At 68.0% G+C, this 26,069-nt stretch carries 26 protein-coding genes and 2 tRNA genes; 11 read left to right on the top strand and 17 right to left on the bottom strand.

Features of this window, described 5'->3' with window-relative positions; all coding sequences use genetic code 11:
- The first annotated feature begins 39 nt into the window (after window positions 1-39).
- From choW to HW532_RS05865, 3 genes are all read left to right on the top strand, one after another.
- Window positions 40-891 carry a choline ABC transporter permease subunit gene (choW, locus tag HW532_RS05875; protein WP_213163500.1) on the top strand — a complete coding sequence of 284 codons (852 nt, stop codon included), beginning with the start codon at window positions 40-42 and terminating at the stop codon, window positions 889-891.
- Window positions 888-2,117: a choline ABC transporter ATP-binding protein gene (gene choV, locus HW532_RS05870; protein ID WP_213163499.1), complete on the top strand. Its 1,230-nt coding sequence runs from the start codon at window positions 888-890 to the stop codon at window positions 2,115-2,117. The genes choW and choV overlap by 4 nt, the downstream gene beginning before the upstream one ends.
- A 95-nt stretch (window positions 2,118-2,212) precedes the next feature.
- Entirely contained in the window at window positions 2,213-3,832 is a 1,620-nt protein-coding gene (locus HW532_RS05865; RefSeq protein ID WP_213163498.1) for an FMN-binding glutamate synthase family protein, read from the top strand.
- A gap of 46 nt (window positions 3,833-3,878) precedes the next feature.
- On the opposite strand, the gene chrA is transcribed toward HW532_RS05865, so the two are convergent.
- Entirely contained in the window at window positions 3,879-5,144 is a 1,266-nt protein-coding gene (gene chrA / locus HW532_RS05860; RefSeq protein WP_213163497.1) for a chromate efflux transporter, read from the bottom strand.
- A gap of 158 nt (window positions 5,145-5,302) precedes the next feature.
- Here chrA and ppa point away from each other — a divergent pair, with 158 nt between their 5' ends.
- Entirely contained in the window at window positions 5,303-5,842 is a 540-nt protein-coding gene (ppa, locus tag HW532_RS05855) for an inorganic diphosphatase (protein WP_213163496.1), read from the top strand.
- 66 nt (window positions 5,843-5,908) lie between these two features.
- Here the strand turns inward: ppa and HW532_RS05850 are convergent, their stop codons facing one another.
- Both HW532_RS05850 and HW532_RS05845 read right to left on the bottom strand, forming a co-directional pair.
- The gene (locus HW532_RS05850) at window positions 5,909-6,235 is read right to left on the bottom strand and encodes a DUF167 family protein (protein ID WP_213163495.1); all 327 of its coding nucleotides are present in this window, start codon (window positions 6,233-6,235) and stop codon (window positions 5,909-5,911) included.
- A 4-nt stretch (window positions 6,236-6,239) separates the two neighbouring features.
- Complete coding sequence (locus tag HW532_RS05845; protein ID WP_213163494.1) at window positions 6,240-6,527, bottom strand: YggT family protein; 288 nt, start codon at window positions 6,525-6,527, stop codon at window positions 6,240-6,242.
- 455 nt (window positions 6,528-6,982) lie between these two features.
- Here HW532_RS05845 and HW532_RS05840 point away from each other — a divergent pair.
- Window positions 6,983-7,058, top strand: a tRNA-Ala gene (locus tag HW532_RS05840).
- Between the two features lie 214 nt (window positions 7,059-7,272).
- On the top strand, window positions 7,273-7,659 hold the full coding sequence (locus HW532_RS05835; protein WP_213163493.1) for a hypothetical protein: 387 nt from the start codon (window positions 7,273-7,275) through the stop codon (window positions 7,657-7,659).
- A 10-nt stretch (window positions 7,660-7,669) separates the two neighbouring features.
- Here HW532_RS05835 and HW532_RS05830 read toward each other — a convergent pair whose 3' ends face one another.
- Window positions 7,670-8,329 carry a TetR/AcrR family transcriptional regulator gene (locus HW532_RS05830; RefSeq protein WP_213163492.1) on the bottom strand — a complete coding sequence of 220 codons (660 nt, stop codon included), beginning with the start codon at window positions 8,327-8,329 and terminating at the stop codon, window positions 7,670-7,672.
- A 247-nt stretch (window positions 8,330-8,576) separates the two neighbouring features.
- On the opposite strand from HW532_RS05830, the gene HW532_RS05825 reads away from it, so the two are divergent.
- Complete coding sequence (locus tag HW532_RS05825; RefSeq protein ID WP_213163491.1) at window positions 8,577-9,692, top strand: class I SAM-dependent methyltransferase; 1,116 nt, start codon at window positions 8,577-8,579, stop codon at window positions 9,690-9,692.
- A gap of 24 nt (window positions 9,693-9,716) precedes the next feature.
- On the top strand, window positions 9,717-10,556 hold the full coding sequence (locus tag HW532_RS05820; protein WP_213163490.1) for a GNAT family N-acetyltransferase: 840 nt from the start codon (window positions 9,717-9,719) through the stop codon (window positions 10,554-10,556).
- 91 nt (window positions 10,557-10,647) lie between these two features.
- Here HW532_RS05820 and HW532_RS05815 read toward each other — a convergent pair whose 3' ends face one another.
- The 4 genes from HW532_RS05815 to HW532_RS05800 form a co-directional block, all read right to left on the bottom strand.
- Window positions 10,648-11,388, bottom strand: a complete 741-nt coding sequence (locus tag HW532_RS05815) for a glutamine amidotransferase (protein ID WP_213163489.1) — start codon at window positions 11,386-11,388, stop codon at window positions 10,648-10,650.
- 72 nt (window positions 11,389-11,460) lie between these two features.
- Entirely contained in the window at window positions 11,461-12,240 is a 780-nt protein-coding gene (locus HW532_RS05810; protein ID WP_213163488.1) for a glucose 1-dehydrogenase, read from the bottom strand.
- 8 nt (window positions 12,241-12,248) lie between these two features.
- The gene (locus HW532_RS05805; protein WP_213163487.1) at window positions 12,249-13,043 is read right to left on the bottom strand and encodes an SDR family NAD(P)-dependent oxidoreductase; all 795 of its coding nucleotides are present in this window, start codon (window positions 13,041-13,043) and stop codon (window positions 12,249-12,251) included.
- Window positions 13,044-13,055: 12 nt separating this feature from the next.
- Window positions 13,056-13,541 carry a tellurite resistance TerB family protein gene (locus HW532_RS05800; protein ID WP_213163486.1) on the bottom strand — a complete coding sequence of 162 codons (486 nt, stop codon included), beginning with the start codon at window positions 13,539-13,541 and terminating at the stop codon, window positions 13,056-13,058.
- Between the two features lie 287 nt (window positions 13,542-13,828).
- Between HW532_RS05800 and HW532_RS05795 the strand changes: the two genes are divergently transcribed.
- On the top strand, window positions 13,829-15,124 hold the full coding sequence (locus HW532_RS05795) for an MFS transporter (RefSeq protein WP_213163485.1): 1,296 nt from the start codon (window positions 13,829-13,831) through the stop codon (window positions 15,122-15,124).
- Window positions 15,125-15,275: 151 nt separating this feature from the next.
- Here HW532_RS05795 and HW532_RS05790 read toward each other — a convergent pair whose 3' ends face one another.
- The 6 genes from HW532_RS05790 to HW532_RS05765 form a co-directional block, all read right to left on the bottom strand.
- Window positions 15,276-16,133, bottom strand: a complete 858-nt coding sequence (locus tag HW532_RS05790; RefSeq protein WP_213163484.1) for a cytochrome c — start codon at window positions 16,131-16,133, stop codon at window positions 15,276-15,278.
- An 82-nt stretch (window positions 16,134-16,215) separates the two neighbouring features.
- A complete protein-coding gene (locus HW532_RS05785) occupies window positions 16,216-18,009 on the bottom strand; it encodes a potassium/proton antiporter (RefSeq protein WP_213163483.1) in 1,794 nt (597 codons plus the stop codon).
- A gap of 127 nt (window positions 18,010-18,136) precedes the next feature.
- Window positions 18,137-18,871 (bottom strand): glycosyltransferase family protein, encoded by a 735-nt coding sequence (locus HW532_RS05780; RefSeq protein ID WP_213163482.1) that lies wholly within the window; start codon window positions 18,869-18,871, stop codon window positions 18,137-18,139.
- Window positions 18,868-20,361, bottom strand: a complete 1,494-nt coding sequence (locus tag HW532_RS05775; RefSeq protein ID WP_213163481.1) for a glycosyltransferase family 2 protein — start codon at window positions 20,359-20,361, stop codon at window positions 18,868-18,870. The genes HW532_RS05780 and HW532_RS05775 overlap by 4 nt, the downstream gene beginning before the upstream one ends.
- Window positions 20,358-21,002, bottom strand: a complete 645-nt coding sequence (locus tag HW532_RS05770; RefSeq protein ID WP_213163480.1) for an HAD family hydrolase — start codon at window positions 21,000-21,002, stop codon at window positions 20,358-20,360. Before HW532_RS05770 ends, HW532_RS05775 begins: the two co-directional genes overlap by 4 nt.
- The gene (locus HW532_RS05765; protein WP_213163479.1) at window positions 20,995-21,633 is read right to left on the bottom strand and encodes a PI-PLC domain-containing protein; all 639 of its coding nucleotides are present in this window, start codon (window positions 21,631-21,633) and stop codon (window positions 20,995-20,997) included. Before HW532_RS05765 ends, HW532_RS05770 begins: the two co-directional genes overlap by 8 nt.
- Window positions 21,634-22,098: 465 nt before the next feature.
- On the opposite strand from HW532_RS05765, the gene HW532_RS05760 reads away from it, so the two are divergent.
- Window positions 22,099-22,320, top strand: a complete 222-nt coding sequence (locus tag HW532_RS05760) for a hypothetical protein (protein ID WP_213163478.1) — start codon at window positions 22,099-22,101, stop codon at window positions 22,318-22,320.
- A gap of 69 nt (window positions 22,321-22,389) precedes the next feature.
- Here the strand turns inward: HW532_RS05760 and HW532_RS05755 are convergent.
- From HW532_RS05755 to HW532_RS05745, 3 genes are all read right to left on the bottom strand, one after another.
- Window positions 22,390-22,465, bottom strand: a tRNA-Thr gene (locus tag HW532_RS05755).
- Window positions 22,466-22,686: 221 nt separating this feature from the next.
- Window positions 22,687-24,435 carry a heme biosynthesis protein HemY gene (locus HW532_RS05750; RefSeq protein WP_246479939.1) on the bottom strand — a complete coding sequence of 583 codons (1,749 nt, stop codon included), beginning with the start codon at window positions 24,433-24,435 and terminating at the stop codon, window positions 22,687-22,689.
- Window positions 24,436-24,440: 5 nt separating this feature from the next.
- On the bottom strand, window positions 24,441-25,520 hold the full coding sequence (locus HW532_RS05745) for a COG4223 family protein (protein ID WP_213163476.1): 1,080 nt from the start codon (window positions 25,518-25,520) through the stop codon (window positions 24,441-24,443).
- Between HW532_RS05745 and HW532_RS05740 the strand changes: the two genes are divergently transcribed.
- On the top strand, window positions 25,504-26,067 hold the full coding sequence (locus HW532_RS05740) for a hypothetical protein (protein WP_213163475.1): 564 nt from the start codon (window positions 25,504-25,506) through the stop codon (window positions 26,065-26,067). The genes HW532_RS05745 and HW532_RS05740 overlap by 17 nt on opposite strands.
- Window positions 26,068-26,069 lie beyond the last annotated feature (2 nt).

Genomic DNA, 26,069 nt, shown 5'->3' with positions numbered 1-26,069 from the left:
CGCCGGGAGTGAGTTCCACGAGACGAGCGGGGTCCGGCCATGGATTGGCTCACCGGATACAAGATCCCCATTGGCTACTGGGGCAAGCAGTTCTTCGATTTCCTGACGGACTATTTCTACTGGCTGTTCGACGGCATCGCGCTCGGGATCCAGTCGTCGCTGGAGACGGTGATCGATGCGGTGCTGTGGCTGCCGCCCGTCGTGGTCGTGGTCCTGGCCGCGGGGCTCGCCTATCTGCTCCACCGCCGCTGGCAACTCGCCGCCGGCGTCGCGATCGGCCTGCTGTTCGTCATCAATCAGGGCTACTGGTCGGAGACCGTGGAGACCATCGCGCTCGTCATCGGGGCGACCGCTGTGTCGATGGCCATCGGCGTGCCGGTCGGCATCGCCGCGGCGCACAGGCCGTGGCTCTTCCAAGCGATCCGCCCCGTTCTCGACCTGATGCAGACCCTGCCGACCTTCGTCTATCTGATCCCCGCGCTCGTCCTGTTCGGGCTCGGCCTCGCGCCGGGCCTCGTCGCGACGGTGATCTTCGCGATCCCCGCGCCGATCCGGCTGACCCATCTGGGCGTGACCTCTGTGCCCACCCAGCTTGTCGAGGCGGGCGAGGCCTTCGGCGCGACCAGGCGCCAGCTCCTGTGGAAGGTCGAGCTGCCGCACGCCATGCCGACCATCATGGCGGGGCTCACCCAGTGCATCATGCTGTCGCTGTCCATGGTGGTCATCGCCGCCCTTGTCGGCGCCGACGGGCTCGGCAAGCCGGTGGTGCGCGCGCTCAACACGGTGAACGTGCCCATGGGGCTCGAATCGGGGCTCGCCATCGTCGTCGTGGCCATCATCCTCGACCGCATCTGCCGGTCGGGGACCGAGACGTCGGGAGCGGGCAAATGACCTCACGAACCGCCGTTTCCTTCCGTCATGTGGACATCGTCTTCGGCGATGAGCCGAAGGATGCCGTGGCGCTGCTCGACGAGGGCGCGAGCCGCGCGGAGATCCTGGAGAAGACCGGCCATGTCATCGGCATGTCGGATGCGACCCTCGATGTGGAGGAGGGCGAGATCTGCGTGCTGATGGGGCTGTCGGGCTCGGGAAAGTCGACGCTCATCCGTGCCGTCAACGGCCTGAACCGGCCGGTGCGCGGCGAGGTTCTGGTGCGCGACGGCGACGACATGGTCGACGTCACGCAATGCAACGCCGCCACCCTGCGGCGCCTCAGGATGCAGCGCGTGGCCATGGTGTTCCAGCAGTTCGCGCTGTTTCCCTGGCGCACGGTCGCGGAGAATGTCGGTTTCGGGCTGGAGCTCGCCGGCGTGCCGGAGCTGGAGCGCGGCGAGCGGGTCCACAAGCAGCTCGCCCTCGTGCATCTCGACCAGTGGTCGGGCAAATACGCCCACGAGCTCTCCGGCGGCATGCAGCAGCGCGTCGGGCTGGCCCGCGCCTTTGCCACCGACGCGCCGATCCTCCTGATGGACGAGCCGTTCTCCGCCCTCGATCCGCTCATCCGCACCCATCTCCAGGACGAGCTTCTGGAGCTGCAGCAGACGCTCAGGAAGACCATCGTCTTCGTCAGCCACGATCTCGACGAGGCGCTCAAGATCGGCAACCGGATCGCCATTCTGGAGGAGGGGCGCATCGTCCAGTACGGCGCGCCGCAGGAGATCGTGCTCAATCCGGCGAACGAGTATGTGGCGGAGTTCGTCGCCCATATGAACCCGCTGAACGTGCTCGACGGCGCGGCGCTCATGACCGGGCTCGACGGGTTCGTGCGCACGGACGGGCGCGTCGTGCTCGATCCCGACCGCGGGCTGACGGTGGAAATTTCTGCCGCCGGGGTGCCACGCGCACCGGAGCTGGCGGGTGAGCCCGTTGCGCTCAGGTCGCTGGAGGAGACGCTTGCCGACAAGCAGGCCGCGCGCCATGCCCTCGTCAATGCTCCCGTCGCAGCCAGCATGCGCGAGATCATCGAGGCGCGCCGCGCCACCGGCCTCCCCGTGCTCCTCAGCGAGCAGGGCGCCGTGGTCGGCGTGGTGCGCGACGAGGAGATCTATGACGGTATCCTGAAGCGCAGCGCTGCCGGCGGGAACGAAGACGCCCGCGAGGCCGGCTCTGCCGCCTGACCGCATCGGCTTCCTGTCCCGCGGGGACTCATCTCCTTAACCATCCTGTGCTAGAGCAGAGGGGGTGACGGGATCTGAGACAGAGGGGGCAGGCCATGACGGCTACGCGCTTGTGGGATTTCACGGTTCGCTACGGAACTTTCGCCGGCATCGTGGTGCTGGCGCTTCTGTGCCTGGCGCTCGCCGGCGTGTGGCGCGGTTTCTACATCCCGCTCATCGTGCTGGTGCCGCTTGCGCTGCTCGGCGTGTGGAACGTCGTTCAGACGAAGCACACGCTGATGCGCAACTATCCCGTCATTGCGCATTTCCGCTGGATCTCGGAGCGGCTGCGGCCGTTCCTTCGCCAGTATATCGTCGAGGACGACCTGGAAGGCCGGCCCTATGACCGCGACGAGCGCTCGCTGATCTACCGGCGTGCGAAGGATACCGTCGACGTCCATCCTTTCGGCACCGAGCTCGACACCTATGCCAGCGAGTATGAATGGATCACCCATTCCGTCTCGCCGGCGCCGGTCGCCAAGGAGCCGTTCCGCGTCACGGTCGGCGGGCCGCAATGCTCCAAACCCTATTCGGCGTCCGTCCTCAACATCTCCGCCATGAGCTTCGGCGCGCTCGGCGCCCATGCCGTGGAGGCGCTCAACTGGGGTGCCAAGCGCGGCGGCTTCTACCACGATACGGGCGAGGGCGGTTTCAGCCGGTATCACCGGATCCATGGCGGCGATATCGTCTGGGAGATCGGATCGGGCTATTTCGGCTGCCGCGACAAGACCGGACATTTCGACCCCGACCGCTTCGCCGAACAGGCGTGCGAGGAACAGGTCAAGATGGTCGAGATCAAGCTCAGCCAGGGCGCCAAGCCCGGCCATGGCGGCGTGCTGCCGGGGGCGAAGGTGACGCCGGAGATCGCCGAGGCACGCGGCGTCGAGGTTGGCGAGGACTGCGTGTCGCCCTCCGGCCATAGCGCCTTCTCCTCGCCGGTCGAGCTTCTGGAGTTCGTCGCGAAGCTGCGCGAGCTGTCCGGCGGCAAGCCGGCCGGCTTCAAGATGTGCGTCGGCCACCCCCACGAGGTTCTGGCGATCTGCAAGGCGATGCGCAAGACGGGCATCAAGCCCGACTTCATCGTGGTGGACGGCGGCGAAGGCGGCACGGGCGCGGCGCCGGAGGAATTCTCCAACCATCTCGGCATGCCCCTGCGCGAGGGGCTCATCATCATGCGAAACGCCCTGGTCGGCACGGGGCTGCGCGACGATATCCGGCTCGCCGCCAGCGGCAAGGTGGTGAGCGGCTTCTCCGTCGCGGCGAACATGGCCATCGGTGCGGACTGGTGCAACGCCGCGCGCGCCTTCATGTTCTCGGTAGGTTGCGTGATGTCTATGCGCTGCCATACCGGCAAGTGCCCGACAGGCGTCGCCACGCAGGACCCCGACCGCCAGCGCGGCCTCGTCGTTCCGGACAAGGCGGAGCGCGTCCACAACTACCACCGCCATACGGTTCACGCGCTGAGCGAGCTCGTCGCGGCCGCCGGCCTGAGCCATCCGACCGATTTCCAGCCGCATCATCTGGCCCATCGGCTGAGCCCGGTGGAGGTGCGTTCGATCGACGAGATCTATCCGTTCCTCGAGCCGAATGTGCTGCTCGACGACCCGGACTCCACCGCATTCGCGCACTACTGGCGGATTGCGGACCCCGACAGCTTCGCGCCCAAGAGGAGCTGATCGCGGGGCGGCGCCAGGCCTCGCCCGTTCCCCGCGTCCGGGCCTGTCATGGCGACGACTGGATCCACAGGCCGAGCGCTCCGAGGAGGGCGCCGGCGAGGATCAGCCAGTGGGCGGCGACGCGGCCGGTGGCGAGGAGCCCGAGGGCTGCGAGCGCGATGGCGATGTCGCGCCAGTCGGGCGTGCCCCCGGGCCACAGCACGGCGGAGGCCAGGAACAGGGCGAGCTTGGCGATCACGGCCACGATGGACGCGGTGATCGCGGCCAGCGCGCGCCTCACCGCGCCGATGGCGTGGAGTGCCTCCACATAGGGCGCGCCGGCGAGCACCATCGCGAAGGAGGGCAGGAAGGTGAAGAGGGCCGCGACCGTCCCCGCGAGGATCGCCGGGGCGATGGCCGCGGCCTCGCGGAAGCCCGCCAGCGTGCCGACGAAGGCGTTGAACATGATGAGCGGGCCGGGCACCGTTTCGGCAAGGGCGAGGCCGTCGACGAGGTCCCCCGCCGTCAGCCACCCATAGGCCGTGACGGCCTGCTCGCCCACATAGGTGACCGCGCCATAGGCGCCGCCGAAGGTTAGGAGGGCCGCGGTGGTCATGAGCCGTGCGATGTCCGGCAGCACGGGCATGTCGCCGCCGACGACGCCGAAGCCCGCAAGGAGGGCGCCCCACAGGACAATGCCGGCGGCGAGCACGGCGAGCGACCGGTTGCGGATGGCCGTGCCGGGCATGACCGCCTCGCCGCCATCCGCCCCGCTGTCGGGCACGATCAGCCGCGAGGGCATGGCGAGGCCCGCAAGGCCCGCGGCCACGATGGCGAGCGGCAGGGGGACGGGCGTGAGCACGAGGGCGAGAAAGACCGCGAGCGCGATGGCCATGGCTGCGGGCGTTGCGAGCGCCCGTGCGCCCAGGCGCCAGGCCGCCAGCGCGACGAGGGCCACGATGACCGGGCGGATGCCGGAGAAGATGGCGCTCATCCAGGCCGTGTCTCCGCCGAGCGCGACGAGCAGCGTGGCCGCGATCATGATGGCGGCGCCGGGCAGCATGAAGCCGAGGCCTGCGACGAGACCGCCGGCAAGCCCGTGGGCGCGCCAGCCGAGATAGGTGGCGAGCTGCATCGCCTCCGGGCCCGGCAGCAGCATGGCGAAGCTCAGGCCGCGCAGGAAGTCGGCCTCCGTGGCGAGCTTGCGGCGCTCGACCGCTTCCGCATGGATCAGCGCGATGTGGGCCGCGGGCCCGCCGAAGATCAGAAAGCCGATCCGGAACCAGACGAGGACCGGCATGGCGGATGGCTTGGGCGTTTCCTGTTCGCTCATGGCCGGGCTCGTTGGGTTGGCGGGCTGCGAGTGTCACACTTTAGACCGAACCGGCGTTACAATGGCATGTCGACAAGTGTTGACTTGCATTTGTGCCGTGGTTCGGTATTTGTGCGATGCAATAGATCCCTGATCAACGACGTGAAGAGAGTGTTTTCATGCGACTGGACGCCATTGCCGTGGGCAAGACCCCGCCGGACGACATCAATGTGATCATCGAGGTGCCGATCGGCGGCGAGCCCATCAAGTACGAGATGGACAAGGCGTCGGGCACCATGGTCGTCGACCGCTTCCTCTATACGTCCATGCGGTATCCGGGCAATTACGGCTTCGTGCCCCACACGCTGGCCGACGACGGCGACCCGCTCGACGTGCTGGTCGCCAACCGGCGCGCGCTCATGCCGGGCTCGGTGATCAATTGCCGCCCCGTCGGCGTGTTCTACATGCGCGACGAGTCCGGCGAGGACGAGAAGATCATCGCCGTGCCGTCCCACAAGCTCACCAAGATGTACGACAAGGTCGAGACCTATACCGACCTGCCGGATATCCTGCTGCACCAGATCGCTCACTTCTTCGAGCACTACAAGGATCTGGAGAACGGCAAGTGGACCGAGATCGTGCGTTGGGGCGGCCCGGACGAGGCGCGCGAGCTCATCATGCGCTCCGTCCAGCAGGAGAGCCAGACGGCCGCCGAATGACCGGCGCGGCGGGCGGCGAGGGCTCGTTTCTCGCCAGCCTGCCCCGATGCCTCCTTGAATGATCCCTTACGGGCTATCGGCAAGCAGGCGGCCAAGTGCCGCCTGCAATGCCTTCGTATCCCCGCGAATCAGGACCGTCTTCATCCGGTCCTTCGGCCCGGCGACCACCTCGCCCGCTGATTTCGGCCGCCCGAGCGCCCTTGCGAGCACGGTGGCCACCGCCTTGTTGGCCGCCCCCTTCTCAGGCGCGGCGCGCACGCGGACCTTCACGGCCTGACGGCCGTCGTCTCCCCGCCATATGCCGTCGATCCCGTCGCGCGGGGCCTTGGGCGTGACGCGGGCGAAGACGAGAAGGCCGTCTCCGGCCTCGCGCGAGACGGCAGGGGCCGCCATGAGCCTAGAGGGCGCCGGCGACGTAATAGACGATCATGCGCTCCAGGAAGAGCAGGCCCAGGATCAGGATGACGGGCGAGATGTCGATGCCGCCGAGATTGGGCAGGACGCGCCTGATGGGCCCGAGCAGCGGCTCGGTGAGCGCGTCGATCGTATAGGCGATCTGGCGCACGAAACTGTTTCCGGCATTGATGATGTTGAAGGCGAAAAGCCAGCTCAGGATCGCCCCGGCAATGATGATCCAGATATAGAGGTTGATCACGGTGAGGACCAGCCAGAGAATAGGGTTCATTGCTCGCTCCGCCTCGCGCTTGTCCGTCAGTTCACGCAGAGATGTAGCGCCCGTACTGCCCGCGTGCAAGCCGACTGGACGCCTGGTGGCATCTCGGTTCTGAAATGACGGCCCGGCTCGGCTCTCCCACGTTCCTCCTGGTGGCGGGGCATGGGCCGGGATCGCCGGCCGTCATGCCTATGCCGTCCCGGGGGCGATCCGGGAGGTGCTGGCCACATGGCCCGCTTCGGCATTTGCTGTCCGTCATCCCCGCGAAGGCGGGGATCCATGTCTCTCGCTCCGCTCATGCGTCCCGCTTTCGCGGGAATGACGACGGGAGTCCGGCTTCGGGATCCGGGGACCGATATCCGCCGGATCCTCAAGCCGAGACGCGGTCGGACGCCAGCCTGTCGATGGGGCCTCACAGTGTCTTGACAGGGAGGCCGGCGCACGCCTACATAGCGCCCACATTCCGTGGGGCCGTAGCTCAGTTGGGAGAGCGCGACGTTCGCAATGTCGAGGTCAGGGGTTCGATTCCCCTCGGCTCCACCATTTCCTCCCATCGATCAGCCGGATCCGGTTCACGCTGTCATGGTGCGGACGGTGGGCCTTTGGTGCCTCAAGCCCGCATCACGGGCTTGTCATGGGTTGGCGGCCCGCCGGCCGTGATAATCTCCCTGTACTGACACTGTGGCGGATCGCGGGACCGGCCGGGCGAGGCGCATCGGATCCGGTGCGGCCGCCGGCTTGAGGCGAGGTGTTTCCCATGGACCTTTTGCGCGGTTTGTCCCTGTCGTTTGTGTCCGGTTGCGTGGGCGCGGTCGGCTTCTTCGCCGGCGCGTATCTCTTCATTGCAGCCGGCCTCATCGACGCGCCGGCCATGGTGGAGACCTTCCGGTCGGCGGCCTTCTTCTACAAGCAGACCGTCTGGGGCGGCGTATGGGGGCTCCTTCTCACCGTACCCCTGTTGCGGCCCCATTGGTGGGTGCGCGGGCCGATCGTCGGCATCCTGGCGACGGTCGCGGCCGTCTTTGTCTTCGGCGCCGACCTGTCATCGCCCGTCATGCTTGCAGGCGCCCTGATCCTCAATGCCGGCTTCTGGGGGCTGGCGGCTGCCTTCTGGCACGACAGGGTCGTCGCGTCGAGGGGCTGACGCCAGCGGCTCACGCGTCGAGGCCGACTTCGCGCCGGGTATCGTCGGTCCGGGTGTCGGCGGGGGCGAAGAGCAGCTCCAGATAGTTGCGGTAATGGTCGAGCTGCTGGGCGACCGTCCTGGGGTCCTTCATGACCTTGGAGACGATGAACGCCCCCTCGAAGATCACCGTCAGCATGTCCGCCAGGCTGGCGAGGTCGACCGGCAGCCGGGGCGGGTGGAGCGCGGCGGCCCGATCGATCTTGTCCCCCACGCGCTTGCGCCAGCGGTCGATGGTAACCTGAATGATGTCGAGGATGGCGCTGTCCATGAGACCGCTCTCGTGGATGTAGGAGGAGAACAGGCACCCCGGATAGGGCTCCGTCAGCGCCTCCGCGGCCTCCCGGAACAACCCGACGAAGATGATGAGCTGCTGGAGCGGGTCGCGCGAGAGCGCCTCCGCACGGGCCATGTTGCCTTCCAGATGCTCCAGATCCGCCGCCGCGTAGCGCTCCACGAGCGCCCGGGCGAGCGCGGCCTTGCTGTCGAAATGATAGAAGAAGCTGCCCTTGGTGACGCCCGCCCGTTCGATGATGCGATCGACGGAGGAGGCGGAGAAGCCATGGTCGAGGGTCAGCGCCTCCGCCGCGTCCATGATCTTCGTGCGTGTCGCCGTTCCGTCTCTCGCCATCGTCGCCATCCGCAGGGCCGGCCCGCAACGGGAGCCGTCCGTCCATCGTCCCGCCTTCGAAGATAGGCCATCGCGGATCGCGTTCAAGTTCCGTTCATGCCGACTGGTCTGTTATGTCGCAGTTCGATGACGCGTGGCTACCCGATCCGGATCGAGCTTCTCGAAATTTTGACGGAAAATATTGACATCTGCGGATTGGTGTGTTTATCGAACAAACAGACTAGTTGGTATAAATAAGGTGATGACCATGACAGAGACCAGACAGTTCCAGTCCGAGATCCCGGCCGAGACGGCGGCCGCCTTCGATTCGGCCAGGGCCGAAGCCTTCGGCGAGCGCCTCGTCGACCTCTTCAATTCCGGCGCGCTTTCGCTGATGCTGTCCATCGGCCATCGCACCGGCCTGTTCGACACGATGGCCGGCATGGACGCGGCGACCAGCGAGGCCATTGCCGCCAAGGCGGGCCTCGATGAGCGCTATGTCCGCGAATGGCTCGGCGCGATGACCGTCGGCGGTATCGTCGAGCACGACCCCGAAGGCGCGACCTATCGCCTGCCGGCCGAGCACGCCGCGATCATGACCCGCTCCAGCGACGAGAACTTCGCTATCTACGGCCAGTTCATCGGTGTGCTCGGATCGGTCGAGGACGATATCGTCGATTGCTTCCGCAATGGCGGCGGCGTGCCCTATGAGCGCTATCGCCGCTTCCACGAGGTAATGGCGGAGGATAGCGGGCAGACGGTTCTGCCCGCGCTCGAGGGGCACATCCTGCCGCTGGTGCCGGGGCTGTCGGACAGGCTGGCACAGGGCATCCGGGTGCTCGACGCCGGCTGCGGCCGCGGGAAGGCGCTCAACCTGATGGCACGGCTGTTCCCGAACAGCCGCTTCGTCGGCTACGACCTGTCGGAGGAGGCCATCGCCTATGCCCGAAACGAGGCACGCGAGAGCGGCAACGCCAATGTGACCTTCGAGGCGCGCGATCTGAGCGATTTCGACCGGACCGCCGAGCCGGAGGCCTTCGACCTCGTGACCACCTTCGACGCCGTGCACGACCAGAAGGAGCCGCTTGCGCTCCTCAAGGGCATCCACCGCACGCTGAAGCCCGATGGGGTCTATCTCGCGCAGGACATTCGCGGGCACTCGCACGTGCATCTGAACACCGACCACCCGCTCGGTCCGCTGCTCTACACCGTCTCCTGCATGCACTGCATGACGGTATCGCTCGCCCAGGGCGGCGAGGGGCTCGGCGCGATGTGGGGCGAGGAGAAGGCGCTCGACTATCTCGCCGCGGCGGGCTTCGCGGAGACCGAGGTGCGGACGCTCGAGCACGATATCCAGAACAACTACTATATCTGCCGGCCCTGAAGGGCCTTATCGGGAGGTTGACCGATGACCGCCATTATCGACAGCCCGGCGCGGGCCGCGGCGCGCGCCGGGGGAGAGGGGGAATGGATCGAGCGATTGGCGCTGCGTGACCTCCATGCCGCCGCCGGCGACGATCTGCGGGCGAGGCTGGGGCTCGGGCTCCACGAGGTGGGCGGCGCGCTCGTCTCGGTCGTTGGCCGCGATCCGAACATCGTGCTGAACCGCACGCACGGGCTCGGACTCGGCACGCCCGCGACGCCGGAGGCGCTTGCGGAGATCGTGGACCTCTACGAGGCCGCCGGCGTAGAGCGCTACTTCGTCCATATCCATCCGCAGGCCGAGCCAGCCGCGCTTGGCACCTGGCTTGCAGCGAAGGGGCTTGCGCCGGCGCGCGGCTGGATGAAGTTCGCGCGCGGCAGGCAGGCGCCGCCGGAGGTGGAGACATCGCTCCATGTCGCACGGGTCGGTCCCGAGCTCGCCAATGCGTTCGGGCGCATCGCCGGCCGGGCGTTCGGCTTCTCGCAGGCCGGCGGGGAGCTCGTCGGCGGGCTCGCCGGCCAGCCCGGCTGGTGGCTCTACATGACCTTCGACGGGGACGAGCCGGTGGGCACCGGCGCCTTGCGGATCGAGGGCGATGTCGCCTGGTTCGATTACGGGGCGACGCGTCCGGACTATCGTCGCCGGGGAAGCCAGGGGGCGCTCCTTGCCCGGCGCATCCGCGACGCGCTCGATCTGGGCTGCCGCCATCTGGTGACGACCACCGGCGAGGCCGTGCCGGGCGATCCGCAGCATTCCTACCGCAATCTCGAGCGCTTCGGCTTCGAGCCGGCCTACCGGCGGGACAATTTCGCCCCGCACGGTTAGAACGCTATCCGATCCGACTGAAACGGCACCGGCCGACTGTCGCTTTGGGGGCGCGCGGGCTCATGTCTCGCGCCCCTTTTTCCATCCAGACCTACTCGGCGGCCTGGGCGTAGGGTTCCGCTGCGGCATCGCCCGCAAGCCACCGGTCGAGGAATCGCGACAACCAGGCGCGCACCGCGCGGTCGTGGACCCAGCGATCCTCGAAGTGGGTGGAGCGGGGCTTCGCGCCAGGAAGCTTCAGCCGCGGCGCCCCCCGCGTCGTCCAGCGATACATCATGGCGAGCGTCAGCTCGGGGTGGAACTGGATACCGAAGGCGTTGTCGCCATAGGCGTAGGCCTGGTTCGGATAGCGCTCGCCTTCAGCGATCAGCCGCGCGCCGGACGGCAGGGTGAAGCCCTCCTGATGCCACTGATAGACATGGTCCGGCCAGGGGCCGAGATGACGGCCGGGCTCGGTCGGCCGGATCGGGAAATAGCCGATCTCGACCAGCCCTTCGGGATGCCGGGACACCTCCGCCCCCAGATGGCGGGCGAGAAGCTGGGCACCGAGGCAGATGCCGAAAAAGGGCTTGTTCTCCTTCAACGGCACGTCGAGCCAGTCGATCTCGCGGCGGATGAACTCCTCGCAATCGTCGTTCGCGCTCATCGGTCCGCCAAAGACGACCACGCCGTCATGGTCCTCCAGCGTCGCAGGCAGGGGATGGCCAAGGCAGGGCCGGCGGATATCGAGTTCGTAGCCCCGGTCCTTGAGCATCAGGCCCACGCGGCCGGGTGTCGACCTCTCCTGGTGGACCACGATCAGGATCTTGCCGTTCGCTCCGGGTTTCATCATGTGGGTATCGGTTCGAAGAGCCATTTCGGATTACAGATAAGTGCTGAAATTCAGAATGAAAGCGGGCTGAAGCTACATGGCGCTCAACCCCCCGTCGAGTTTTATCTCCGCACCCGTCATGAAACGGGCCTCGTCGCTGGCCAGATAGACGACGGCATGGCCCACATCCTCCGGCAGGCCGATGGTGCCGAGCGGGATCTGGCGGGCGAGCTTGGCGCGCGCGGCGCGCGGATCGCTTCCCCCCACCACCTCGTCGACCATGCCGGTGTCCACGAAGGCCGGATGGACGGAGTTCGCGCGGATGTCGTAGCCCTTGCGCGCGGCGTGCAGCGCCACTGACTTGGTGAGCATGTGGACGCCGGCCTTGGCGGCGTTGTAGGCGGCCATGTTGTGGCCCGCGACGAGGCCGGAGATGGAGGAGATGTTGACGATGGCGCCCGGCGCATAGCGCGCCATGACCGGCAGGGCGGTGCGGCAGCCGAGGAAGACCGACTTGAGGTCCACCGCCATGGTCCGGTCCCAGTCGGCCTCGTCGAGTTCCTCCACGGTGCCGGGAATGCAGATGCCGGCATTGTTGACGAGCACGTTGAGGCCGCCGAGCTCGCGCTCGGTGTCGGCCACCGCCATCTGCCAGCCTGCCCCGTCGGCGACGTCGAGCGGTATGGCGATCGCGGGCCGGCGTGTTTCCGAGGCGACCGCACCGGCGGCGAGCTCGACGGCCTCGTGGTCGATATCGGCCAGCGCGACGGCGGCGCCCTGAAGCGCCATCATGCGCGCGCAGCACAGGCCGATGCCGCGAGCCGCGCCGGTGACGAGCACCGTCTTTCCTGTCAGGCGGCCATTCGCGGTCATGGGTGGCATCAATCCTTTCGCTGGAAGAACTTGATCGCCGGCAGGAGCAGCCCGCGGGGCAGGATACTGACGAACTGGGCGGTCGCATAGGTCGACAGGCCGGGGATGACGGTGCGCTTGCCCTGTTTGAAGCCGGCCCAGCCGAGACGGGCGACGTCCGGCGCGGACATCTTGCGCGCCCTCCTGTAGGCCCGCACCTCCTCCATCCCGGAGCGCGGCTGGAAGCCCGTCGGCACCGGGCCCGGGCAGACCGCCGTCACCGTCACGCCGGTGCCGGCGAGTTCCGACGACAGGGCCTCGGAAAAGGACAGGACGAAGGCCTTTGTGGCGTAGTAGACCGCCATTCCGGGGCCGGGCATGAAGGAGGCGAGCGAGGCCATGTTGACGATGCCGCCCGTGCCGCGCTCGCGCATGGCCGGCAGCAGCGCGAGCGCGAGGTCGGCCAGGGCGCGCACATTGAGGTCGATCATCGCGACCTGCTCGGAGCGGTCGAGTTCGAGCGCGGGGCCGACGAGGCCGAAACCCGCATTGTTGACGAGGATGTCGGGATCGAGGCCGCGCCGGGTCAGCGCCGCGATGAGCCGGTCGGCCGCGTCGGGCTCCGCCAGATCGAGAACGATGGGATAGGCGGGCATGTCGGTCGTGCTGGCGATGACGCCGGCGACCCGGTTGAGCTGGTCCTCGTCCCGGGCGACGAGGGCGACCGCATGGCCGTCCGCGGCGATCTCGCGGGCAAAGGCCTCCCCGATCCCCCCGGATGCCCCGGTAATCAGTGCAAGCGTCCGCCCCTCCGCGTCAGGCATGCGTGTCGGTCCTCACATTGCCCCGTTCTCCGGCCGTGCCGCCGCGTCGCCCGACGTTGCGAGACGCTGCTCCACCGCCTTGCGTAGTGTCACCCTGTCGCGCGTGGACACCCCGATCAGTTCCGCCACGCGCCAGACGAGATTCTCCTCGAACGGATCGACCCGGCCATCGGCCAGGACCACGTCCCAGAGCATCTCCACGAGGGACTTGCGGCCCTCCTGGTCGAGATTTTCCGTCACGACCCGCGTGAAGCGGTAGAGGTCGACAGCCTCCGCCTCCTCCTCGCGGGCTTCCTGCATGAGGGCTTCCACGGCCTCGCGGGAGAGCTCGAACCGCTCCGCCAGAAGCGCCTCGATGCGCCGGGCTTCTTCCGGCGCCGGGTCCTGATCGATGACGCTGGCGCGCACCAGGAGCGCGGCCATGGCGAGTTCGAGGCTCCGGTCGGTGGCGCCCGACCCCTGATCGGTGGGAAAGAGTTTCTTCAATGCACGTAACATGCCTTGATCGATAGCATGGGCACACCGTTTCGGCCAGCCCGAGGGTTGCACGGGTATGGACGGCCGGGAAGCGACATGGCGATGTCGCTCCGGGACGAGGCCCGGTCGGTTCCAGACGGTAAACTGCCCCGAGCTGCGGGCATTGAGCCCGCGGTGCCCTTGCCCGAGCGGCGAGGCGAACGTGCCCTTGAATTTCAGACTTCCGATCCGTCATTGTCCTGCCTGAAAGGATCGCCTATGCATCGCTGGCAGATGCAGGGGGCGCATCCTCGAACATGGAGGCCGTCATGGCTTCGAGCCTTGCTGCCCGCGTGGCCCGCAACGAAACGCTGTCTGCCGCTTGGGGCGTGTGGGCGCTGCTGTTCGGCATCGGCCTTCTGATGGTCGGCAACGGGCTGCAGAGCAGCCTGCTCGGCGTGCGCGCCTCCACGGAGGATTTCGGCTCCACGGTGACCGGCCTCGTCATGTCGGGCTATTTCGTGGGCTTCCTGGCGGGCTCAACGCTCACGCCGCGCGCGGTGGCCCGCGTCGGCCATGTGCGCGTGTTCGCGGCGCTGGCCTCCCTCGCCTCGATGACGATCCTCGTTCATGCGGTCTTCGTCACGCCGGTCGTGTGGGGACTCATGCGGCTGTTCACGGGCTTCGCCTATGCCGGGCTCTATGTGGTCGCGGAGAGCTGGCTGAACGACCGGGCGAGCAACGAGCTGCGCGGGCGGCTTCTGTCCGTCTACATGATCGTGACCTTCATGGGGCTCGGCGGCGGACAGGCGCTGCTCAATGTCGCCAGCCCGTCGACGCCGGACCTGTTCATCCTGATTTCGGTGATCGTGTCCTTCGCGGTCGTCCCGATCCTGCTGTCGGCCACGCGCCAGCCCGATTCGGACGCGCCCGATCCGCTGAGCCTGAGGCAGCTCTACCGGATCACGCCGCTCGGCACGCTCGGCTGTTTCGCGACCGGCATCGTCAACGGAACCATCTTCGGCATGGGCGCCGTCTATGCGCGCATGAGCGGGCTCTCCGTTGCGGAGGTTTCTGTCTTCATGGGCGTGCTGATCGCCGGCGGCGCGGTGCTTCAGTGGCCGATCGGCAAGCTCTCCGACATCATGGACCGGCGCAAGGTGATTACCGGGACGGCGCTGGCGGCCGCCGCGCTTGCCGCGCTCGCCGTGCCGGTCGCAGATATCTCCAGGATCGGCTTCATGGCCATCGCCGCGGGGATCGGGGGCACGGCGCTGACGCTCTACTCGCTGTTCCTGGCCTATGCCAACGACCATCTGGAGCCGCGCCAGATGGTCGCCGCCAGCAGCGGGCTGGTGCTCGTCGGCGGGCTCGGCGCGGTGCTCGGGCCGTCGACCACGGGCTGGGTCATGGGCCGCGTCGGAGCGGAGGGCTTCCTGTGGTATCTCTGCGTCGTCCATGCGGGGATCGCACTTTTTGCCCTCTACCGCATGACACGGCGGGAAGCGCCGAGCGGCGACGATCAGGTGTCGTATGTGGTCGTGCCTACCCGCACGACGCCGATGGGCACCGCCTGGACGGACGAGGTCTCCGGCGAGAACGAGGAGGCTCCCGCCGGCGGCTGAGGCGTGTGCTGGCGGGCTTCAGGGAGGTCCCCGGCCGGGTTTGGTGCCTGGAGCGCATTTCGTGAACTCATGTTCACTCAATGCCCTCCAGGTCCCTGTATCGCCGCGCTTTCGAACCGGAAAAGTGGTCTCCACTTTTCCTGAAAGCAACCTAGTGCGACACGGGCTTCAGCGTGCGCAGATAGGCGACGATGGCGTCGAGATCCTCCTCCGACATGTTCGCATACCAGGCAAATGCCATGACCGGCGCGAGCTCGGTGCCGTCCGGGCGTACGCCCCGGGTGATGGCGGTCTTGATCTCCGCATCGCTCCAGCTACCGATCCCCTTGTCGGAATGGGGCGTGATGTTCGGCGCCACGACGATCCCGCCGCCGGGGGCCGGCAGTTCCATGCCGCCGGCGCCGGGCCGGTTCTCAAGGTCCGGATGGCCGCCCACCCTGGGCGTGTGGCATTCAAGGCAATGGCCGACGGGGCCGGCGAGATAGGCGCCATAGGCGACCTTGTCGTCGCGCGGCACCTCCGGCACTGGGGTCGCCGGAGGTCCGTAGGCATCGGGCAGGGGAATTCGGTATTCGGAGGCCGGCACCTCGTTGGCGACGGCCGGGACGGTCCTGAGATAGGCGACGATGGCGTGCATGTCGCGGTCGGAGATATGGCGGTAGAAGTTGAACGGCATGGGCGGACCGATCAGCGTTCCGTCCGGCCGCTTGCCCTCGCGGATGGCGGTGGCGATCTCCGCGTCGCTCCAGCCGCCGATGCCGGTCTCGATATCGGGCGTGATGTTGGCGCCGATGGCGGTGAAGGCCGGCAGCTCGATGACGACCCCGCCGGCCAGCGCCTTTCCGGTGAGCGGGGCGCCATCCGGCCCTCTCGGCGTATGGCAGTTGCCGCAGGCCGCGACGGTTTCGACGAGATAGGCGCCGCGCTCTTCCGGCGTTTCGGCACGGACCGCATGAATGGACGCGCTGAACGAGGCCGCCAGCGCAAGCAGCCAGACATAACGATGCATTTGGATTGTCCCGAGACGTTCGCTCCTCTCCCCGGAGCTCGACTATATCACGGCGTCCGGGGGCGGACGAGCGGCATACGCGTCAGGGCCGCACCCTTGTGCGCGTGCGCTGCCACAGAGAGGCCGCGTCCTGGCGCAGCCTCGACAGCCGGTCGAGATTGAAGCCGCTGGCGGTGAGCTCGGGGAGCTGCAGGCCGATGCGGCGGATCTCGCCGTCGCCGGCCTCGCGCACGACGAGCGTGGCATCGCCCACCACCAGCGCATCGCCCGTCTCCGGCTCGTCGTCGAGATATTTCAGCATGAAGTCGCAGACCGTCAGGTCCTCGTCCCCCTGGGGTACGACGAGGCCGTAGAGCTCGGCCAGGGCGGCGATCGCGGCGTCCGTGTTGACGGGCAGTTCGCCGAAGGGCGGGCTGAGCGACTGGCGCGGCGTGAACAGCCGGTCGAGCCGGTCGACGCGCTGGGGCGGCACGAGGAAATAGGCATAGTCGCCGGGTCTCAGCGTGCCGGCCTCCTCGGCGGAATGGATGGTTTCCTTGCGGACCACCATGACGAGGCGGACCCAGGGCGGCAGCGCGCCGAGCGCGAGAACGGGCGCGTCCTCCGTCAGGGGGTAGCCGACGAGTTCCTGGTCGACCTGTCCGGGCAGGTCGAGCTCCACGCGGCTCACCGAGGGCGCGTTGCCCGGCAGGGCGAGGCCGAGCTTCATGGCGAGCGGGCGGATGCTCCAGCCCTGCACGACAAGCGAGATGAGCACGACGAAGAAGGCGACATTGAAATAGGCATCCGCATCGGGAACGCCCGCGAGCGTCGGGATGGCGGCGAGGAAGATGCTGACCGCGCCGCGCAGGCCCACCCACGAGACGAAGCCGAGCTCGCGCCATTGCAGGCCGAAGGGCAGGAGGCACAGGACTACGGCGGCGGGGCGCGCGAGGAGGATGAGCAGCACTGCGATGATGACGCCCGGCACGGCATATTCGACGAGCGTCGTCGGCGTGACCAGGAGGCCCAGCACGAGGAACATCACGATCTGGCTGAGCCATGTCGCCGCCTCGTGGAAGGAGACGATGGAGGGATAGGCCCGGATCGGCCGGTTGCCGAGCACGAGGCCCATCAGATAGACGGCGAGGAAGCCGCTGCCGCCGACAAGGCCCGCGAGCGCGAAGACGAGGACCACCGCCGCGCTGACGAGCAGAGGGTGAAGGCCGGAGGGCAGGTCGAGCCGGTTGAGGCACCACACCGCGGCAAAGCCGCCGGCTGTGCCGAAGGCCGCGCCGATCAGCCCCTGCCTGACGAGGTCGAGCGCGACGAGCGATCCGCCCGCGACCCCGTCGGAGAGCACGAGCCCGGTCAGCAGCACCGTCAGGAACATGGCGATCGGGTCGTTGGTGCCGGATTCGATCTCCAGGATGGCGCCGACCTTGGGCCGGAGCTGCAGGCCGCCCGAGCGCAGGAGGAAGAACACGGCGGCGGCGTCCGTGGAGGCCACGATCCCGCCGAGAAGCGCCGATTCGAGCCAGCTGAAATCGAGCACGAAGGCGATGATGACGGCCAGTATGGCTGTCGTCAGCACGACGCCGACGGTGGCGAGCAGCAGCGCCGGCACCAGCACGCCCCGGAAGATCGACAGGCGCGTGCGCAAGCCCCCGTCGAACAGGATGATGGCAAGGGCGGTGGAGCCGACCAGATAGGTTGCCTGATAGTCGTTGAAGACGATGCCGCCCGGCCCGTCCTGGCCGGCGAGCATGCCGATCAGCAGGAAGACGAAGAGCAGGGGAGCGCCGAAGCGCCGCGCGACCAGGCTCGAGGCAATACCGATCAGGATCAGGGCCGATCCGATCAGGAGTAGCCATGCGACGACGTCGAGGCTCGCCATGCGCGCTGCCGTCCTCCGTTCTAGGGGGTCAGGATTCGATACCGCTGGGTGGCACAGCGCAATGGTAATATTACGGCACCGCCATCCGCAATGTGTGGGGGATCGCCCGGGAACCGTCGCGGTCCTGTTATCCCGCACCCATCGGGGCGTGAAAGGCGGGGGAGAGCGGAACCACCTCGTGCACCTCGATGGCGTCGATGCGCCCGCCGGCCTCGATCAGGCCGTTATAGGCGGGGCAGACGAAGACAGGGCCGCCGTTCGGTCCGTCCCGCGTCGCCGTCATGGACCAGGCGGCCGCCTTGAGGAAAACGGCCGCGTTCCGGAAGAAATAGGTGCCCGCCGAGGCGCGTTGGGAGATGACCCGCTTTTCAGCAGTCTCCGTCACATGGCCCGCGTCGTCGGTGACGAGATAGCTGTAGCTGGGCTCGCTTGCCCGGAACCAGGGGACGAGGCCGTCCGCTCCGGGATCCGACAGGAATGCGGCCACCGGCCCGGGGTCGATCTCGTAGAGAATGTCGACGAGATCGATGCACAGGGGTGTGTCGAAGCGGTCGACGAGGGCGCTCCCCGCCATGGCCGACAGGAGCGCGCCGCGCGTGAGCCCGCCGAGGCGGACCGTGCGGCAGCCGGGAAAGCGCGTTTGCAGGACACGGTCGATGACGGCGGTCTCCGGCAGGTCGGATCTCAGGACGAAGATCAGGCCAGAGGAATTGACGAGTCCCTCCCGCCACCAGCGCCGCGAGGTGATGGCACGCTCCACCAGCGGCATGCCCTCCACCTCCGAGAGCGGCTTGATCCGCCCGCCCGGCTGCACGACGTCCGGCCCGGCGAGCGGGACGATGCATGTGAGGCCTGAGCTCACCCGGCGATATGCTCCAGGTAGAGATCGAGATCCTCCGGCGTGCCGAGTCCGTGCATGGCGCCCGCGGGCACCTCGTAGAGGCCGATCCGCGCGCCGGCGGCGATGGCGTCGTTATAGACCGGGCCGACATAGAATTCGCCGTTGACGCGCTCATTGCGGGCGATCATGTCGATGGCCGCGTCGAGGAAGGTCCGGCCGCGCATGAACAGATAGATGCCGGCGGTCGCGAGGTCGGAGACCGGCTCCTTCTCGCGCACCTCCGCCACTAGGCCGTTCCGGTCGAGCCTGGCGAACGACCATTTGGGGTCGCGCCCCTCGTCGCGGAATACCAGGATGGAGCCGTCGAGGCCGCGCCGTCGGCAGTCGCGGATGAAGTCGCCGGCATCGAAGTCGACGAGCTGGTCGCTGTTGGCAATCAGGAGCGGGGTGTCGTCGGCGATGAGTGCGCGCGCCCTGAGAACGGTGCAGGCTGCCCCCTCCGTCAACCCCGAGATGGGGACGAATGAGACGCTATGCTCGCGCCGGAGCGTATCGGCGAGCGCGCGCTCCGCGTCGAGATGGTCCTGCTGGGCGATGAGCACGTAGCGCGCCTTCGGAACATCGAGATTGTCGAGAACATGGCCGATCATCGGGCGCCCCTGGACGTCGATGAACGGCTTGGGCTTGTCGTAGCCGACCTTCGCGAAGCGGCTGCCTGCACCCGCCATGGGAATGGCGACCGTGATGGTGGGGTCCTTGTCCGCCGTCTCGCCAGTGCGCCGTTCCTCCTGCAGGAGGGCTTCGAACTCGCGCATCTTCTGCGGCGAATACAGGCTGCGATAGGCGCCCGCCGGAATCGAGCAGTGGCCCACGCGCTGGCCCTGCAGGATCATCTGGTTGAGGGCCGGCGCGATATAGTAGTGGCCGTCTACCTCGTCACCGAGCAGGATCATGCGCTTGACGGCGGCCACGAAGTCCCGTCCGTGGCGGAAATAGTAGAAGCCGGCGATCGCGTTGCGGCTGATCACGCGTTTTTCCGCGGCTTCCGTGACGAGGCCCGTCTCGCCGGTGCGCACATAGGACCAGCGGGGGTGGACCGACGCGAAGGTGATGACGCCGGCATCGAGCCCGCGATGCTCGAAATCGGCGACGATGCTACCGAGGTCGGCCTCGATCAGCTGGTCGCCATTGGAGACGATCAGCGGTTCTTCGGTATCGATATGGTCGACGGCCATGAGCGCGGAACAGGCCGCGCCCCGCGTCGGATTGTCGAGCGCCAGCACCTCGGTATCGTCGCCGCACAGCAGCCGGATGATCTGGTCGATGGAGAATTGCCGACAGTCCTCCGCGCGGGCGATGAAGATCGGGCGGCCCGCGAGCGAGGCGGTGAGATTAGCGACGACACGCTCGATCAGCGGCACGCCGGCGATCTCGATCAGGGGCTTTGGAAAGTGGAAGTCCTCGCGCGGGAAGAAGCTGTCGCCGCCGGCCATGGGGATCAGGATATTCATGGGGCGCACTCCGGTTCGCGCGCGGCGAGTTCTATGGACGACCGGATGCGGTCATAGGTCACGTCCGTCACGCCGGAGACCTCCATCACATGCCCGCCGCTCGCCCGGGCCGCGCGGATGCCGTTGTCGTTGTCCTCCACGATCAGGCAGTCGCCGGGTGCAAGGTCCAGCCGCGCCATGGCGGTAGTGTAGATTTCCGGATCGGGCTTGGCGCGTTCGACATCCTCGTTGGACAGCGAGAGGTCGAGATAGTCGGACAGGCCCGCCATCTCCATCATCTGGTCGACCGTCCGGCGCACCGCATTGGAGCAGACCGCGATCCGGTAGCCGTCCTGATGCAGGCTCGACAGGGCGTACTGGATATGGAAGTCCGGGCGGCAGCTCGTCGCAACGATCTGCGCGGTATAGCGTTGTTTCAGCGCGTTGAGGAATTCGTGGAGGGCTTCCGGCAGGCCGCGCGAGGCACTGAGCGTCTTGAGCTTGCGGCGCGTCGGCAGGCCGTCGAAGGTGGACAGGTGCTCGTCGCGGCCGATCTCCATGCCGAAGGGCGCCAGCGCCTTGTTCAGAGCCTCGTAGTGCCAGTCGCGCGCATCCACCAGCACGCCATCCATGTCGAAGAGGATCGCCTTGATCTCAGCCATTGAACGCGTCCTTCGCCTGATCCGGGAAATCGGTACACAGCAGGATGTCGGCATCGCTGCCGGCAAGCCATGATCGCCAGCGCGCCCAGACCATCCTGTGCGGTCGGCCATGGAGCTCGGGGGACACAAGGGCCAGGCGTTTGCCGGCGCGGATATGAGCGTCGAACGTCTCCGCGGTCGTCCATTCGCCCTCGAACGCGTCGAGCCATATGCCGTCCGCGCGCTCGTAGAAGGCCGGCACGGGCTCGTGCTCACTGTGGCGGACGAAGACAGGGAGCCCGTCATGGAGATAGCCGGCCGTGTCGGGAACCGACATGTCGAAGACGAAGTACCTGTCGCGGCCAATGCCTGCCATCGCCTCGCCGATCCGCTTCTGGAGCCCGTCGGCCTTGATGTTGAGGGCGAGTGTGCCCGGCCGGCCATGACGGTCCCACAGCGCGAGGACCTCGGCCCAGGCAGGCGCGCCCGCATCCGGCGGATCGTGACTGACCACCAGGCCGCCGCCATGGTCGCGAAGATCGGTCTCCACCCCGAACCCTGCTGCGAAGCAGCGCTCCATCGCCTTGAGCGTGTTCCTCTCCTCCGTCCTGCGCCACCAGCCGCGATGGCCGAGTATCCCGATCCGTGCCATGCTCGTTTCATGTGATGTTTTTGTGTTAATCAACTTTTGATTGAGTCCGGGGTATCGAACAGCCGGCGATGAACGCTCCTTTCGCGAACGGATCCGGGTAGCCGTCACGCGCCATGCGGAGCGGCGGGTTGTTTATCAATGCGTGTATATAAAATGATAATTAACTTATGATTGCGTGTCCAGTGCCATGATGACTCTGGGATCGGCCCTGATTGTTTGGCACGGCTATCGCGCCGGCCTTCGAACCGGTTCCGCCCGTATTGCGCAGTATATGGCGCTCCGGTAGAAATGCGCATGGGTTTGGTCTCGAGGCTGAGCAGTGGCCTCACCCTAGAAACCGCGCTGACCGCGGAGGCGGGGGCAACCGGGCAACGGATCCGCAGTGGCGGGGGAGCTTCTGTTTTCGTGACGATCACGAGGTTCTGGCCGGGCTCCCTGATCTGCTCATGAAATGGGGGGCGAGCGGTGCCACATCTCAAGCTGGCGCTCATCAAGGCATTGATCGTTCTGGTTCCCAGCTATACGGCGGCCTATCTTACCGAGCAGATGGTATGGGTGATCCCCACTCTCGCCGCCGCGGGCTTCTTTGCATCGACGGTCGGTATGTCGGAGGATCAGGTGAGCTGCCGAACCGACGAGGGCGACAGCGACGGCGATGCGGGAGACGTGGCGCTGGACGGATCGTAAGTTCGTACGGCCGCCCCGGAGATATGGCTCGACTTGAGGAAAGAAGATCGTCGAGCGAAGAGGCGGAAATGGTGCCGCTGGACGGATTCGAACCGCCGACCCACGCATTACGAATGCGTTGCTCTACCGACTGAGCTACAGCGGCGCCGTGGGGGTGCGAAGCCCCATGCGCGCGAGAGAAATACTCTTTCCGCCGGAGCTTGGCAACCCGGAGAAGGAGAAGAATTGCCCCCGGTTGCGATGCGGGGTCGGGCGGGTCTTTGGCGCGGGGCCGGCACCGGTTTGCGCGGCGTCCCGGCACTTACGGGATCCGTGGATCCCTACGGTGTGGGAGATGGCGGCGGAGCGGTGTCCGGTGCGCCCGGGCTACTTCCGCTCGGCGCTGCCGAACCAGCGCGAGGCGGTCCGCGTCTCGTCCTCCTCGCCCGTCTCCGGTCCCGGATCGTCGGGCTGGTGGGGCTGGGCGGGGCGGTCGGCATCGCTCTCCATGGCACTGTCGTCGCTGGCCGGCGGTGGCGTGGCCTCGTCGGTCTTGTCTGCTTGGTTTGCCTTGCCCGTATCGGGGGGCGGAGCGGCTGCGGTTGTGGCCGCGGGCTCCGCCGGCCTTGTGGCGGCGGCCCGGGGTGTTTCGGGCGCAGCCTTGGCCTCCGGTATGGGGGAGGGGGCTTCGTCGGGCTTCGGGGCCGGGCGTTCGGTCTCCTCCGCCGGCGCGTCTGCCGTCGCCTCGATCACGGCCGGTGGTGCCGCATCGCCTGCGTCAGTGTCCGCGTGCGCATCGTCGGTCTCGGTGATCTGCGAATCGATGAAGGCGCCGGCCTCGCGGCGGTCGCTCAGGCCCTCCACGGGGCGCTTCCAGGTGAAGGCGTCGAGCTCGCCGGTGACGGGGGAGACGGGGAGCCACGTTTCGCTGACATAGCCGTCCGCCGTCCAGGCGGGGTCGCGCGGGGCGTTGACGCCGCGTGCGAGCCACTCGCGCACCTTGCCCTTGTCGCCGTGCTCGCCGAACTCGATCTCCGCCATGAGAGAGCAGACGGCGACGCTCGGCCGGTCGCTGGACAGCGGGGTCAGCGCGCTGCGCGCCAGCGCCCAGTCCTGAGCCTCGATGCTCGCACGAGCGAGCGCGATCGCGCCCTCTTCGCCGCCGGCCTCGCGCGAGACGAGCGAGCGCACGCGCTTCAGCCTGTCTTTCGCCGAATCGCCGGGGCGGACATGGGCATAGGCCTCCGCGAGGTCGCGATGCGGGCTCTCCCGCCATGTCCTCTCGATCACGCGCATGGCCTTGCGCACATTGCCGCGCCGGGCATGGAGCCTGGAGGCGACGACGGCGGCGGGCACGAGGCCGGGGCTGAGCTTGTGGGCGGCAAGCGCATGCTCGAGCGCCTCGTCGGGATTGCCGTCCTCCATCTCCAGCGCCCGGGCCGTCTCGATCACCGCCGTCTTGCGGGAGGCGGCCCTGGCATCGAGCTGGCCATTGCGCTTCTGCGTCTCGATCAGCCGCGCCGCGTCCGCCCAGTCGCTCCGCGCCGAATGGATGACGAGCATCGCGTTGGACGCCCAGGCGAGCTGCGGATTGATGCGCACCGCCCGGTCGGCGAGGTCGCGCGCGGTGTCGTATTCGCCGTCCTGGCGGGCGAGGTTGAACAGCCCGCGCAGGCCGAGGGCCTCCGTCTCGGCGTGATGCGTCATCTCCTCGTAGATCGCCTTGGCGGTGTCGCGGTCGCCGCGCAGCTGCGCGGTCTGCGCCTTGAGCAGCCGGGCCAGCGGTTCGTCAGGCAGGCTCCTTGCGGCAAGCTGGGCATAGCGCTTGGCCGAGGCCACATCGCCCGCGCCGACCGCCATGATGCCCTTGCTGAGCGCGGCCTCACCCTTGCGCCGCTTGCGGTTGGAGAAGAAGCCGCTGACCGAGCCCGGCGCGGCGACCAGGCCGCGCAGGAGCCGCCAGGCGAGGGCCAGAACGACCATGACGAGGAGCAGGCCGAACAGCCCCGCGATCAACGGCATCTCGACCGTCGTGCCGAGCCAGTCGATCTCGACCGTGCCCGGGCGGTCGGCGAGCCAGGCAAGGCCGGCCGCGACGAGGGCGACGACGATAAAGCGGAAGATCATGCGCCACATGCCGGTCACTCAGCTGTCTTGGGTGCGGGGGCGGACAGGCGGGCGAGCGCCCTGTCGGTGATCTGGTCCATGGCGGACTCCACGGCGATCCGTGCGCGCGCCCTTGCGAGCCAGTCGGCAAGGGCGGCCGGTGGCTCGCTTCCTGCCGCATCGGCGAGCTTCACCGCGCCGGCAAGGTCGCCGGCATCGGCGAGCCGGGCCATGCGGCGGGCGAGATCGGGCCAGTCCGTCCTGTCGGACGAGCGCACCTGAACGACGGAGGAGAGCCGCGCCACGAGGCGCTCCCACAGGCCCTCCGCGGTATCCGGTGAGGGCGGCGGGGTGGCGGGCGTGGAGAGGCTCTCCGTCACCTTGGCGAAGGCGGAGGCGAGCTCTGCGCGCGTGGCGACGCCCTTGCCCGCATTGTCTGTCAGGGCGGGCGGGATGTCGGCACCAGGCAGCGCGGCCGTCACCGCGTCGAGTTCCTCGCCATAGGGGCGGCCCTCCGCGATTGCCCTGCGCAGGCCGTCGAGGGCGCCGGCAAGGCCCGCGGCGGCGCGGGCCTGTGCGTTGCGTTCGGCCTTCATCGTCTGAAGGGCGCTCTCCAGTGCGGAGACACGGTCGGCGAGGGCTGAGGCCTGTTGCCCCGCGGCCCGGGCGGCCTCCACCTCGGAGGCCAGGCTATCCACGCGCGTCGACAGGGTCTCCAGCGTACCGGCGAGGCTGGCGAGGCGTTCCGCGCTCGCATTGTCGGCTGTACCGCCACCAGTGCCACTGCCGTTGCTGGCGGCCTTGAGCGAATCGCGCAGCTCGTTGACGGTCGCGAGCGCCCGGGCGGCGTCCTGCTGGGCCTTCTCCAGATTGGTGCGCGCGAGCTGCGCCTCGCCGCGCGCGGTGGAGACGTCGCGGGCGACGCCGTCGAGCCGATTGCGGGTTTCCTCCAGCTGCTGGCCAACGGTCCACAGCTTCTGGCTGTTCTGCTTGAGCGTCTGCTCCAGGGTCGTCAGCCGGTCGGTAGGGGCGCCGATGAAGGGGAACAGGCTGCCGCCATAGATGCGATAGAGGAAGGCGCCGGCGACGATGGCGACAATGAGCGCGACGAGCACGCCGACGACGCCCCAGCCCCGGCCGCCCTTCTTCGATGGCGGCGGTGTGGACGCCCCTCCGCCGCCACCGGAGCGGCCGCCGGACCCGCCGGTGCCGCCACCCGTGGACGCTGTCCTGCCGGGGGGCTTCGAGCCGGCGGAGGTGCGCGACTTCGACTGGCTGCCGCTTTCGGGCTTCGTCCGGCCCTGCGAGCCGGTCGAGGGCTTCGCGGTCTTGCCGCTATCGTCCTTCGATCCGGTTCCGGCCGTGCCGGTTCGGGTGGCGGTGGACTTCGAGGTCTCGGCCTTCGAGGTCTCGGCCTTCAAGGTCTCGGAGCTGGCCGCTGCGGCCTTCGTGTCCTTCGACCCGGCGGCCCCGGAGGCGCTGGCCGTCGCCGTCGGCGGTACGGCGGTGGCCTTGCCCTGCCCCTTGTCCGTGGAGGTCTCAGCCGCTGTCTTCCCGGCCGTGCCGGACGTGTCGCCGGGCGCGGCCTTCACCTCCTCGGCCTTGAGATCGATCACCGGCCGTTTGCGCTCGGGGCGCCGGCTGCCGGTGCCTTTCCGCTGACC

Source organism: Kaustia mangrovi (assembly GCF_015482775.1).
In the GTDB taxonomy this organism is placed as follows: domain Bacteria; phylum Pseudomonadota; class Alphaproteobacteria; order Rhizobiales; family Im1; genus Kaustia; species Kaustia mangrovi.
This window is presented reverse-complemented; position numbering and strand designations above follow the sequence as displayed.